This is a genomic window from Pantoea sp. FN0307 (assembly GCF_050113815.1).
GTDB classification, from domain to species: Bacteria; Pseudomonadota; Gammaproteobacteria; order Enterobacterales; family Enterobacteriaceae; genus Mixta; species Mixta alhagi.
Genome location: NZ_JBNJSO010000003.1, coordinates 23,794 through 35,922 on the forward strand (window position 1 = coordinate 23,794; position 12,129 = coordinate 35,922).

The window sequence follows — 12,129 nt, forward strand, 5'->3', positions numbered from 1 at the left end:
CAACTGGAATATCTTGTGATTAATAAACTGACTCAGCTGCTCAGCGCAGCCAACATTTCTCTGTCCGATCAGCAAAAACAGCAGCTGATTGGCTATGTTGAACTGCTGCATAAGTGGAATAAGGCCTATAACCTCACTTCGGTTCGCGATCCGCAAGAGATGCTGGTGCGCCATATTCTCGACAGCATTGTGGTTAACCCTTCTCTTATCGGGAACCGCTTTATCGATGTTGGCACCGGTCCGGGATTACCCGGCGTTCCCCTGGCGATTGTACGTCCCGATGCTCATTTCACGCTGCTGGATAGCCTTGGCAAGCGCATAAGGTTTTTGCGCCAGGTTCAATTCTCGCTCGGCTTACAGAACATCGAGCCAGTACAGAGTCGTGTGGAAGACTTCAGCGGCGAGCCCGCTTTTGACGGCGTCATCAGCCGGGCATTTGCTTCACTGAGCGACATGGTGAACTGGTGTCACCACCTCCCTGGCAGGGAAGGGCGCTTCTATGCGCTAAAAGGGCAGCATCCAGCGGAAGAAATCGCAGCTTTGCCGCCTCAGTTTAAGGTTATGGATGTGGTGGCGCTGAAGGTTCCACAGCTGGAAGGTGAGCGTCATCTGGTCATTATTGAGACGCTTTAGCTCTTCGTGCCATCCGGTGGTCACCTGATGGCGCTTTTATCGCGGTTGCCCTGATTAAAAAATGGCCGTTTGATTCTGTTTATTTTTACGATTCCCCGGCCACTTTTGTTGCATTCACGTTAAATGACCCAGTAGTCATTATCTGAAACTTTTTGTAATATTTAACGTTAAATTTACAAATGTTTATCAAGGTGATCACCTTATCTTTGAGCAAAACCGCGATAAATAGTCACTGTTGAAAATATATCGACTTTATCACTCAACCAAAGTAACGATATATTGTTGTCGAAATTTTTAATCGCGATGTCAAATTAGGCGTTTTATTGTTCTTCAGGGCATAATATCATTTTGCTTTTATTATGTTGTTGAATGATAACGTTTTTAATATTTAGTTATGCAGGTTTTCTAAGATTAATCCTGCATATTTCGTCAGCAATATATTAATGAATTGTGATCTAACGCACGCTTTGTGAGCGGAAATTTGACGGAATTGTTGTAATACACAGTTGGTTTTCGCAGAAAGCGACTTTTCAAAAATAGGGCTGTGGAAAGAAATTTAAATAATTGTTCACCTTTTCGCTACTTATCGATTGAAATCGCAGGTGCGGCCCGTATAATTTGCTCGTTTTTTGCTGCTTGACTCAAAAGAGCAAAGGCAGTTTTATACGACACGCGACATACCCCGATCGGGGCAGGAGAATTTCAGCGTCATGTCAGTGTCTCTTTACAGTGTGAAATTAGCCCGGACCGTGCTGCTATGGCAGCTGGCGACTTTGCTCGTTATCGGCGCGCTCTGTTTTGCCCTTAAAGATTTCACGTGGGGCGCATCTGCCATCGCAGGTGGACTGGCAGCCTGGCTGCCAAACGTGTTGTTTGTGATTTTGGCCTGGCGCCTGGGCGCGCAAGCCCCTGCAAAAGGGCGTATAGCCTGGAGCTTCGCGCTCGGTGAAGCGGTGAAAGTGTTTGTCACCATTTTATTGCTCATTCTGGCGCTGGGCGTGCTTGACGCGGTATTTGTGCCGGTTGGGTTAACCTGGTTATCGGTGCTGGTGGTTCAGATTGTGGCACCGGCTGTAATTAACAACAAAGGGTAAGAGGCATCATGGCTGCAGGAGAAATCTCTACTCCGCAAGAATACATAGGTCACCATCTGAATAACCTTCAGTTGGACCTGCGTACTTTCGAGCTGGTGAATCCGCACGACGCTCCGGCGACGTTTTGGGTATTAAATATTGATTCCATGTTTTTCTCCGTGGTGCTGGGTCTGATTTTCCTGGTACTGTTCCGCAAAGTGGCCAATAGTGTCACCAGCGGCGTTCCGGGGAAATTACAGGCGGCTATTGAGCTGGTGGTGGGTTTCGTTGACGGTAACGTCCGCGATATGTACCACGGTAAAAGCAAACTTATCGCCCCGCTGGCGCTGACCATTTTCGTCTGGGTTTTCCTGATGAACTTTATGGATCTGCTACCCATCGATTTCCTGCCATATATTGGTGAGCATGTATTTGGTCTGCCTGCGCTACGCGTGGTGCCGTCCGCTGACGTAAACGTCACGCTCTCTATGGCACTGGGCGTCTTTATTTTGATCCTGTTCTACAGCGTCAAAATGAAAGGTGTTGGTGGTTTTGCTAAAGAGCTGACCTTGCAACCCTTTAATCATCCGCTTTTCATTCCCATCAACCTGATTCTGGAAGGGGTAAGCCTGCTGTCTAAACCGGTCTCTCTCGGTCTGCGACTGTTCGGCAACATGTATGCGGGTGAACTGATCTTTATCCTGATTGCGGGTCTGTTGCCGTGGTGGTCACAGTGGGTTCTGAGTGTGCCTTGGGCCATTTTCCACATCCTGATCATTTCGCTGCAGGCTTTCATTTTCATGGTCTTGACGATTGTCTATCTGTCGATGGCATCCGAAGAACATTGATTTTTTATTAACACTACTGCGTTTTAACTGAAACAAACTGGAGACTGTCATGGAAAACCTGAATATGGATCTGCTGTACATGGCTGCCGCTGTGATGATGGGCCTGGCGGCAATCGGTGCTGCGATCGGTATCGGCATCCTCGGAGGTAAATTCCTGGAAGGCGCTGCGCGTCAACCGGATCTGATCCCTCTGCTGCGTACGCAGTTCTTTGTTGTTATGGGTCTGGTGGATGCAATCCCGATGATCGCTGTAGGTCTGGGTCTGTACGTGATGTTTGCTGTCGCGGGTTAAGCGACAGGGCCAAACGAGAGTTCATCGGCCTGGAGCGATAAGCCTCAGACGATGAGCAGATTCTGCAGGTTGTCTTTGATAACGGCAGAGTAAGTTAACTTAACAAGAGGCATTGTGCTGTGAACCTTAACGCAACAATCCTCGGCCAGGCCATCGCGTTCGTCCTGTTTGTCCTGTTCTGCATGAAGTACGTATGGCCGCCGATTATGGCTGCCATCGAAAAGCGCCAGAAAGAAGTCGCTGAAGGCCTTGCTTCTGCAGAACGCGCCAAAAAAGATTTGGATCTCGCACAGGCAACTGCGACCGACCAGCTGAAAAAAGCCAAAGAAGAAGCTCAGGTTATCATCGAGCAGGCGAACAAACGCCGCGCTCAGATCCTGGACGAAGTGAAAGCTGAAGCTGAGCAGGAACGTAACAGGATCGTGGCACAGGCGCAGGCGGAAATTGACGCCGAGCGTAAACGTGCTCGTGAAGAGTTGCGTAAGCAAGTCGCGATGCTGGCTGTGGCCGGCGCCGAGAAAATCATCGAACGTTCCGTGGATGAAGCTGCTAACAGCGACATCGTAGATAAACTGGTCGCTGAACTGTAAGGAGGGAGGGGCTGATGTCTGAACTAATTACTGTAGCTCGCCCCTACGCCAAAGCAGCTTTTGACTTTGCCGTTGAGCATCAAAGCATTGAACGTTGGCAGCAAATGCTGACGTTCACTGCAGAAGTCGCTCGCAACGAACAGATGGCCGAATTGCTTTCCGGTGCTTTGGCACCGGAAACCTTATCTGCCTCGTTCATCGCAGTCTGTGGTGACCAACTCGACGAAGCAGGTCAGAACCTTATCAAGGTTATGGCAGAGAACGGACGTTTGTCCGCGCTGCCAGCAGTACTGGAGCAGTACATCCACCTGCGTGACGCCTGGGAGGCGACCGCGGAAGTGGATGTCATCTCTGCCAGTGCGCTGAGCGACGAGCAGCTGACTAAAATCAGCGCCGCAATGGAAAAGCGTCTGTCACGCAAAGTTAAGCTGAATTGCAAAATCGATAAGTCTGTAATGGCAGGCGTTATCATCCAGGCGGGTGATATGGTCATTGACGGTAGCGTACGCGGCCGTCTTGAGCGTCTGGCAGACGTCTTGCAGTCTTAAGGGGACTGGAGCATATGCAACTGAATTCCACCGAAATCAGCGAACTGATCAAGCAGCGCATTGCTCAGTTCAATGTCGTGAGTGAAGCTCACAACGAAGGTACTATTGTTTCCGTCAGCGACGGCATCATCCGCGTACACGGCCTGGCCGATGTGATGCAGGGTGAAATGATCGCGCTGCCGGGCAACCGCTACGCTATCGCCCTGAACCTGGAGCGCGACTCCGTAGGTGCAGTGGTTATGGGTCCGTATGCTGACCTCGCCGAAGGCATGAAAGTTAAATGCACCGGCCGTATCCTGGAAGTTCCGGTTGGCCGTGGCCTGCTGGGCCGCGTGGTTAACACCCTGGGCGAACCTATCGACGGCAAAGGCCCGATTGAAAACGATGGTTTCTCTCCGGTTGAAGTTATCGCGCCGGGCGTTATCGATCGTCAATCCGTTGATCAGCCGGTTCAGACTGGCTACAAATCTGTGGATGCGATGATTCCAATCGGCCGTGGCCAGCGTGAGCTGATCATCGGCGACCGTCAGACCGGTAAAACCGCTCTGGCTATCGACGCCATCATCAACCAGCGCGACTCCGGCATCAAATGCGTGTACGTGGCTATCGGCCAGAAAGCGTCCACCATTGCTAACGTGGTGCGTAAACTGGAACAGCACGGTGCGCTGGCTAACACTATCGTAGTGGTTGCCTCCGCTTCTGAATCCGCTGCGCTGCAATACCTGTCTCCGTATGCAGGCTGCGCAATGGGTGAATACTTCCGTGACCGTGGCGAAGATGCACTGATCGTTTACGATGACCTGTCTAAACAGGCCGTTGCTTACCGTCAGATTTCTCTGCTGCTGCGTCGTCCGCCGGGTCGTGAAGCGTTCCCTGGTGACGTGTTCTATCTCCACTCTCGCCTGCTGGAGCGTGCCTCCCGCGTAAACGCCGAATATGTTGAAGCGTTTACCAAAGGTGAAGTTAAAGGTAAAACCGGTTCACTGACCGCTCTGCCGATTATCGAAACGCAGGCGGGTGACGTTTCCGCGTTCGTTCCGACCAACGTAATCTCTATTACCGATGGTCAGATCTTCCTGGAATCTAACCTGTTCAACTCCGGTATTCGTCCGGCTGTTAACCCGGGTATCTCCGTATCCCGTGTTGGTGGTGCTGCACAGACCAAGATCGTGAAGAAACTGTCCGGTGGTATTCGTACCGCGCTGGCACAGTATCGTGAACTGGCAGCCTTCTCCCAGTTCGCTTCCGATCTGGACGATGCGACGCGTAAACAGCTGAGCCACGGTCAGAAAGTGACCGAGCTGCTGAAGCAGAAACAGTATGCGCCGATGTCCGTTGCCCAACAGGGTCTGGTGCTGTTCGCCGCTGAGCGTGGTTACCTGAATGACGTCGAACTGGCGAAAATCGGTAGCTTTGAAGCTGCGCTGCTGGCGTATGCCGATCGCGAACACGCCGAGCTGATGCAGGAAATCAACCAAACTGGTAACTACAACAACGAAATCGAAGAGAAGCTGAAAGGCCTCCTCGAAACGTTTAAAGCAACCCAGTCCTGGTAATGTCTGGCGGCTTGTCTGAAAAGGCAGGCCGCAAGGCTTTGAGGAGAAGCTAATGGCCGGCGCAAAAGAGATACGTACCAAGATCGGAAGCGTGAAAAACACGCAGAAGATCACCAAAGCGATGGAAATGGTCGCCGCCTCCAAAATGCGTAAAACGCAGGAACGCATGGCGGCCAGCCGTCCGTATGCAGAAACCATGCGCAAAGTGATTGGTCACATTGCGTTAGGTAATCTGGAATACAAGCACCCTTACCTGGAAGAGCGCGACGTTAAGCGCGTCGGCTATTTGGTCGTTTCTACCGACCGCGGGCTTTGTGGTGGTTTGAACATTAACCTGTTCAAAAAATTGCTGGCAGAGATGAAAGCCTGGTCTGATAAAGGCGTTCAGAGCGATCTGGCGATTATCGGTTCTAAGGGGCTGGCTTTCTTTGGTTCCGTAGGTGGCAATGTCGTGGCGCAGGTGACCGGCATGGGTGACAACCCTTCCCTGTCAGAACTGATTGGCCCGGTAAAAGTCATGCTGCAGGCCTATGACGAAGGTCGTCTCGACAAGCTGTATGTGGTCAGCAACAAATTTAACAACACCATGTCCCAGACTCCAACCGTTACCCAGCTGCTGCCGTTACCGCCAGCGGAAGGGGAAGAAGAGTTAGAGAAAAAAACCTGGGATTACCTGTACGAACCGGATCCGAAATCGCTGCTGGACACCCTGCTGCGTCGTTATGTCGAATCTCAGGTTTATCAGGGCGTTGTGGAAAACCTGGCCAGCGAACAGGCCGCACGTATGGTGGCGATGAAAGCGGCGACCGACAACGGCGGCAACCTGATCAAAGAGCTGCAGTTGGTATACAACAAGGCTCGTCAGGCCAGCATCACCCAGGAACTTACCGAGATCGTCTCGGGGGCCTCCGCGGTTTAACCAGGTATACCCCGTCACTGGCGCGGCTGTCGACAGGTTGACCGATCAGCTGAGCGTAACGCGCGATCGACGCTGCGACGACCATGACGATGGGTAGAAACGAATTAGGTAGAGGATTCAAGATGGCAACTGGAAAGATTGTCCAGATCATCGGCGCCGTAGTTGACGTCGAGTTCCCTCAGGACGCTGTACCGCAGGTGTACAACGCCCTTGAGGTTAAAAATGGTGATGCGCGTCTGGTGCTGGAAGTTCAACAGCAGCTGGGCGGCGGCGTGGTTCGTACCATCGCTATGGGTACTTCTGACGGCCTGAAACGTGGCCTGGAAGTCACTGATCTTAAAAAGCCGATTCAGGTACCGGTGGGTAAAGCTACCCTGGGCCGTATCATGAACGTGCTTGGCGAGCCGATCGATATGAAAGGCGAGCTGAAAGATGAAGACGGTGGTGCCGTAGAGATCGCCTCTATTCACCGCGCAGCGCCTTCATACGAAGATCAGTCAAACTCGCAGGAACTGCTGGAAACCGGCATCAAGGTTATCGACCTGATGTGTCCGTTCGCTAAGGGCGGTAAAGTGGGTCTGTTCGGTGGTGCGGGCGTAGGTAAAACCGTAAACATGATGGAGCTGATCCGTAACATCGCGGCTGAGCACTCAGGTTACTCGGTATTTGCCGGTGTGGGTGAGCGTACTCGTGAGGGTAACGACTTCTACCACGAAATGACCGACTCTAACGTTATCGATAAAGTTGCGCTGGTTTATGGCCAGATGAACGAGCCGCCGGGCAACCGTCTGCGCGTAGCACTGACCGGTCTGACCATGGCGGAGAAATTCCGTGATGAAGGCCGTGACGTTCTGCTGTTTATCGATAACATCTACCGTTACACCCTGGCCGGTACTGAAGTATCCGCGCTGCTGGGTCGTATGCCGTCTGCAGTAGGTTATCAGCCGACGCTGGCGGAAGAGATGGGTGTGTTGCAGGAGCGTATTACCTCCACCAAGACGGGTTCAATCACCTCTGTACAGGCCGTTTACGTACCTGCGGATGACTTGACTGACCCGTCTCCGGCGACCACCTTCGCCCACCTTGACTCTACCGTTACTCTGAGCCGTCAGATCGCGTCTCTGGGTATCTACCCGGCCGTTGACCCGCTGGATTCCACCAGCCGTCAGCTGGATCCGCTGGTTGTAGGTCAGGAGCACTACGATACGGCGCGTGGCGTGCAGTCTATTCTGCAGCGTTACCAGGAACTGAAAGACATCATCGCCATCCTTGGTATGGACGAACTGTCTGAAGAAGACAAACTGCTGGTGGCTCGCGCACGTAAAATTCAGCGCTTCCTGTCTCAGCCGTTCTTCGTGGCAGAAGTATTCACCGGTTCTCCGGGCAAATACGTTTCGCTGAAAGACACTATCCGTGGCTTTAAAGGCATTATGGACGGTGAGTTCGATCACCTGCCAGAGCAGGCCTTCTACATGGTTGGTGCCATCGAAGAAGCCGTGGAAAAAGCGAAGAAACTGTAATAACTTCCCCAGCCTGATTAAGGCGCAGGGTGGCAAGCAGATATCCCGGATCGCTGGCTTAAGACGGCGATCCGGATCAAGCAAAGCCGCTCAGCCTGAAACGGCGCGGGGTCGTTTTCCGGGAGGTTGAAAATGGCTATGACTTATCACCTGGATGTTGTCAGCGCAGAACAGCAGATGTTCAGCGGACTGGTACAGAAAATTCAGGTGTCAGGTAGCGAAGGTGAGTTGGGTATTTTCCCTGGCCATACGCCGCTGCTGACCGCCATTAAGCCTGGCATGGTGCGCATCGTTAAACAGCACGGTGAAGAAGAGTATATCTATCTCTCCGGCGGCGTGCTGGAAGTACAGGCAGGTACGGTTACCGTGCTGGCTGATACGGCGATTCGCGGCACCGATCTTGATGAAGCGCGTGCGTTGGAAGCAAAACGCAAAGCGGAAGAGCATATTCACAAAGCACATGGCGACGTGGATTATGCTCAGGCTTCGGCAGAGCTGGCGAAAGCCATTGCCAAGCTGCGCGTCATCGAACTCACTAAAAAAGCGATGTAATCAGGCTTAACAGCAGCTAATCATGCCAGCCCAAACGGGCTGGCATTTTTTTATCATCCCCCTGCCCCTTTCCTCTCTTGCTACACAGCTAAAATTAAGCGGCTAAAAATCGCCTTTTTTCGTTGTATTTATCATCAACGGCGGTGCATTCTTTGCCGTGGTAATAATCGGAAAGCCGGTTAATTTCGCCAGGAGAAAAATGTAGTAATCTCAGGGCGAAACCGTTTAACTTTCCTCTGTAAAAATTCTATCAGGATGGCTATGTCTAACAGCGCAATGAGTGTGGTGATCCTTGCTGCCGGCAAGGGAACACGCATGTATTCCGATCTTCCTAAAGTCCTGCATACTCTGGCAGGAAAACCCATGGTTCAACACGTTATCGATGCGGCAAAAGGTGTCGGTGCGCGCGCAATTAATCTGGTTTACGGTCATGGCGGCGATCGGCTGAAAGCCACGCTGGGTGATGATGCGCTGAATTGGGTGCTGCAGGCTGAGCAATTAGGAACCGGGCATGCGATGCAGCAGGCCGCCCCTTTCTTTGCCGATGACGAAGATATCCTGATGCTGTACGGCGACGTACCGTTAATCACCGTGGATACGCTGGCGCGTCTGTGTGCAGCAAAGCCTGCGGGCGGAATCGGCCTGTTAACCGTGACGCTGGATAACCCCACCGGCTATGGACGCATTGTGCGTGAAAACGGTGAGGTAACCGGCATCGTTGAGCAGAAAGATGCCTCGCCGGAGCAGCTGACGATTTCTGAGATCAACACCGGCATTCTGGTTGCTAACGGCGGCGATCTGAAACGTTGGCTAAGCCAGCTCACCAATGACAACGCTCAGGGCGAATACTACATTACCGATATTATTGCGCTGGCTTCGGCGGAAGGACGTCATATCGCAACCGTTCAGCCGTCTCGCATTAGCGAAACCGAAGGCGTTAATAATCGTCTGCAGCTGGCGACGCTGGAGCGGATTTATCAGGCTGAGCAGGCGGAAAAACTGCTGCTGGCAGGCGTGATGCTGCGTGATCCGGCGCGCTTTGATCTGCGCGGCGAGCTGCAGCATGGCCGCGATGTGGAAATCGACACGAACGTTATCCTTGAAGGTAAAGTCACGCTGGGCAACAACGTGAAAATCGGTGCTGGCTGCGTGATCAAAAACAGCGTGATCGGCGACGGTTGTGAAATCAGCCCGTACAGCGTTATTGAAGATGCTGTACTGGATGTCTCCTGTACCGTTGGGCCGTTTGCGCGCCTGCGGCCGGGCAGCCAACTGGGTGAAGCCGCACACGTCGGCAACTTTGTTGAAATGAAAAAAGCGAGGCTGGGTAAAGGCTCGAAGGCTGGCCATCTTAGCTACCTGGGCGATGCTGAAATCGGATCTGGCGTGAACATTGGCGCCGGCACCATTACCTGCAACTACGACGGCGCTAATAAATCAAAAACCCTTATCGGCGACGATGTGTTTGTAGGGTCAGATACGCAGCTGGTGGCACCGGTAACGGTCGCCAGCGGCGCTACCATCGCAGCGGGCACGACCATTATGCAGGATGTAACCGCCGGTGGGCTGGTTTACAACCGCAAAGAACAGATTCAGAAATCGGGCTGGCAACGCCCGGTTAAAAAGAAAATATAAAACAATAACCCCCACTCTCTACAAGGCTCGGGGAACCAGCAAAGCTGGTATATCAGGTCAGATGACAACGCTGGGCGCATGAGCGCCATGAGTCAGGAATACAACTATGTGTGGAATTGTTGGCGCGGTTGCGCAACGTGATATCGCAGAGATACTGCTGGAAGGCTTGCGCCGCCTGGAGTATCGCGGCTATGACTCCGCAGGTTTAGCGGTGGTGGATCGACAAGGGCACGTTACGCGCCTGCGTCGCGTTGGTAAGGTACAGAAACTGGCTGAGGCGGCTGAGCAGCATCCGCTGATTGGCGGCACCGGGATCGCGCATACCCGTTGGGCAACCCACGGCGAGCCGTCTGAGGTAAATGCGCACCCGCACGTTTCTGAACATATCGTGATTGTGCATAACGGCATCATCGAAAACCATGAGCCGCTGCGTGAGCTGATGATCGAACGCGGCTATCACTTCGCTTCGGAAACTGATACGGAAGTGGTGGCGCATTTAGTGCACTGGGAGCAGAAACAGGGCGGCAGCCTGCGCGAAGTAGTACAGCGCGTTATTCCTCAACTGCGCGGTGCGTATGGCATGGTGATTATGGACAGCCGCGATCCTTCACTGCTGGTAGCGGCTCGTTCAGGTAGCCCGCTGGTCATCGGCTGCGGCGTTGGCGAAAACTTTATTGCCTCCGATCAGCTGGCGCTACTGCCGGTAACCCGTCGCTTTATCTACCTTGAAGAGGGCGATATTGCCGAAGTTACGCGTCGTGAAATCACCGTCATCGACCGTGCAGGCGCGCCGGTCAAGCGTAGCGAGATTGAATCCACCGTGCAGTATGACGCTGGCGACAAAGGCGGCTACCGTCATTACATGCAGAAAGAAATTTACGAACAGCCTAACGCGATCAAAAACACCCTGAGTGGGCGCTTTAGTCATGGCGAGGTTGATCTTTCTGAGCTGGGTGCCAACGCCAACGATCTATTGAGTCAGGTAGAGCATATCCAGATTATCGCCTGCGGTACCTCCTATAACTCGGGCATGGTGGCGCGTTACTGGTTCGAGTCACTGGCTAGCCTGCCCTGCGATGTGGAGATCGCCTCTGAGTTTCGCTATCGCAAATCCGCCGTTCGTAAAAACAGCCTGTTGATTACGCTGTCGCAATCGGGCGAAACGGCGGATACGCTGGCGGCGCTGCGTTTGTCGAAAGAGCTGGGTTATCTGGGCTCGCTGGCTATCTGCAACGTTGCCGGCTCTTCACTGGTACGTGAATCTGACCTGGCGCTGATGACCAAAGCCGGAACGGAGATCGGCGTGGCCTCTACCAAGGCATTTACCACTCAGTTGACGGTATTGCTGATGCTGGTGGCGAAAATTGGTCGCCTGAAAGGCGTCGATGCACAGGTAGAGCATGATATTGTCCATGCTTTGCAGGCGCTGCCGAGCCGTATCGAGCAGATGCTGGCGCAGGATAAGCTGATTGAAGCGCTGGCGGAAGATTTCTCTGATAAACATCATGCGCTGTTCCTTGGCCGTGGCGATCAGTATCCCATCGCCATGGAAGGGGCACTGAAGCTAAAAGAGATCTCTTATATTCATGCGGAAGCCTACGCCGCTGGCGAGCTGAAACATGGCCCGCTGGCGCTGATTGATGCCGATATGCCGGTGATTGTCGTTGCGCCGAACAACGAACTGCTGGAGAAGCTGAAGTCCAACATTGAAGAAGTACGCGCACGCGGCGGCCTGCTGTATGTGTTTGCCGATCGGGATGCGGGCTTTAACGACAGTGAAGGCATGAAAATTATCTCCCTGCCGCATGTAGAAGAGGTTATCGCACCGATCTTCTATACCGTGCCACTACAGCTGCTCTCCTATCACGTTGCGCTGATCAAAGGCACCGACGTTGACCAGCCGCGTAACCTGGCGAAATCGGTTACCGTGGAATAAGGCGTATCTTATATAAAGCAGCCACGG

Annotated in this window: 12 protein-coding genes; all 12 read left to right on the forward strand. The window is 52.9% G+C overall.

Annotated features, from left to right (window positions below; translation table 11 throughout):
• Positions 1-15 precede the first annotated feature (15 nt).
• The gene (gene rsmG, locus ACQE3Z_RS10595; protein WP_426973766.1) at positions 16-633 is read left to right on the forward strand and encodes a 16S rRNA (guanine(527)-N(7))-methyltransferase RsmG; all 618 of its coding nucleotides are present in this window, start codon (positions 16-18) and stop codon (positions 631-633) included.
• Between the two features lie 710 nt (positions 634-1,343).
• On the forward strand, positions 1,344-1,727 hold the full coding sequence (gene atpI / locus ACQE3Z_RS10600) for a F0F1 ATP synthase subunit I (RefSeq protein WP_085069186.1): 384 nt from the start codon (positions 1,344-1,346) through the stop codon (positions 1,725-1,727).
• An 8-nt stretch (positions 1,728-1,735) separates the two neighbouring features.
• A complete protein-coding gene (atpB, locus tag ACQE3Z_RS10605) occupies positions 1,736-2,554 on the forward strand; it encodes a F0F1 ATP synthase subunit A (RefSeq protein WP_085069185.1) in 819 nt (272 codons plus the stop codon).
• 49 nt (positions 2,555-2,603) lie between these two features.
• The gene (atpE, locus tag ACQE3Z_RS10610; protein ID WP_038629267.1) at positions 2,604-2,846 is read left to right on the forward strand and encodes a F0F1 ATP synthase subunit C; all 243 of its coding nucleotides are present in this window, start codon (positions 2,604-2,606) and stop codon (positions 2,844-2,846) included.
• Positions 2,847-2,965: 119 nt separating this feature from the next.
• Positions 2,966-3,436: a F0F1 ATP synthase subunit B gene (gene atpF, locus ACQE3Z_RS10615; RefSeq protein WP_085069183.1), complete on the forward strand. Its 471-nt coding sequence runs from the start codon at positions 2,966-2,968 to the stop codon at positions 3,434-3,436.
• A 14-nt stretch (positions 3,437-3,450) separates the two neighbouring features.
• Positions 3,451-3,984, forward strand: a complete 534-nt coding sequence (gene atpH, locus ACQE3Z_RS10620) for a F0F1 ATP synthase subunit delta (protein ID WP_085069181.1) — start codon at positions 3,451-3,453, stop codon at positions 3,982-3,984.
• A 14-nt stretch (positions 3,985-3,998) separates the two neighbouring features.
• Positions 3,999-5,540: a F0F1 ATP synthase subunit alpha gene (gene atpA / locus ACQE3Z_RS10625; protein ID WP_085069180.1), complete on the forward strand. Its 1,542-nt coding sequence runs from the start codon at positions 3,999-4,001 to the stop codon at positions 5,538-5,540.
• Between the two features lie 52 nt (positions 5,541-5,592).
• A complete protein-coding gene (atpG, locus tag ACQE3Z_RS10630) occupies positions 5,593-6,459 on the forward strand; it encodes a F0F1 ATP synthase subunit gamma (RefSeq protein WP_085069179.1) in 867 nt (288 codons plus the stop codon).
• Positions 6,460-6,581: 122 nt separating this feature from the next.
• The gene (gene atpD, locus ACQE3Z_RS10635) at positions 6,582-7,979 is read left to right on the forward strand and encodes a F0F1 ATP synthase subunit beta (RefSeq protein ID WP_426973767.1); all 1,398 of its coding nucleotides are present in this window, start codon (positions 6,582-6,584) and stop codon (positions 7,977-7,979) included.
• Positions 7,980-8,111: 132 nt separating this feature from the next.
• Complete coding sequence (locus ACQE3Z_RS10640; protein WP_085069175.1) at positions 8,112-8,531, forward strand: F0F1 ATP synthase subunit epsilon; 420 nt, start codon at positions 8,112-8,114, stop codon at positions 8,529-8,531.
• A 261-nt stretch (positions 8,532-8,792) separates the two neighbouring features.
• Positions 8,793-10,166 (forward strand): bifunctional UDP-N-acetylglucosamine diphosphorylase/glucosamine-1-phosphate N-acetyltransferase GlmU, encoded by a 1,374-nt coding sequence (gene glmU, locus ACQE3Z_RS10645; RefSeq protein ID WP_426973768.1) that lies wholly within the window; start codon positions 8,793-8,795, stop codon positions 10,164-10,166.
• Between the two features lie 106 nt (positions 10,167-10,272).
• Positions 10,273-12,102 carry a glutamine--fructose-6-phosphate transaminase (isomerizing) gene (gene glmS, locus ACQE3Z_RS10650; protein WP_426973769.1) on the forward strand — a complete coding sequence of 610 codons (1,830 nt, stop codon included), beginning with the start codon at positions 10,273-10,275 and terminating at the stop codon, positions 12,100-12,102.
• The last annotated feature ends 27 nt before the right edge of the window (positions 12,103-12,129 follow it).

What these genes read in the sequence shown, in the direction of transcription:
- atpA (WP_085069180.1), top strand. Translation starts at nt 3,999, where the DNA reads ATGCAACTGAATTCCACCGAAATCAGCGAACTGATCAAGCAGCGCATT.
- glmU (WP_426973768.1), top strand. Translation starts at nt 8,793, where the DNA reads ATGTCTAACAGCGCAATGAGTGTGGTGATCCTTGCTGCCGGCAAGGGA.
- atpE (WP_038629267.1), top strand. Translation starts at nt 2,604, where the DNA reads ATGGAAAACCTGAATATGGATCTGCTGTACATGGCTGCCGCTGTGATG.
- atpI (WP_085069186.1), top strand. Translation starts at nt 1,344, where the DNA reads ATGTCAGTGTCTCTTTACAGTGTGAAATTAGCCCGGACCGTGCTGCTA.
- atpB (WP_085069185.1), top strand. Translation starts at nt 1,736, where the DNA reads ATGGCTGCAGGAGAAATCTCTACTCCGCAAGAATACATAGGTCACCAT.
- ACQE3Z_RS10640 (WP_085069175.1), top strand. Translation starts at nt 8,112, where the DNA reads ATGGCTATGACTTATCACCTGGATGTTGTCAGCGCAGAACAGCAGATG.
- atpG (WP_085069179.1), top strand. Translation starts at nt 5,593, where the DNA reads ATGGCCGGCGCAAAAGAGATACGTACCAAGATCGGAAGCGTGAAAAAC.
- glmS (WP_426973769.1), top strand. Translation starts at nt 10,273, where the DNA reads ATGTGTGGAATTGTTGGCGCGGTTGCGCAACGTGATATCGCAGAGATA.
- atpD (WP_426973767.1), top strand. Translation starts at nt 6,582, where the DNA reads ATGGCAACTGGAAAGATTGTCCAGATCATCGGCGCCGTAGTTGACGTC.
- atpH (WP_085069181.1), top strand. Translation starts at nt 3,451, where the DNA reads ATGTCTGAACTAATTACTGTAGCTCGCCCCTACGCCAAAGCAGCTTTT.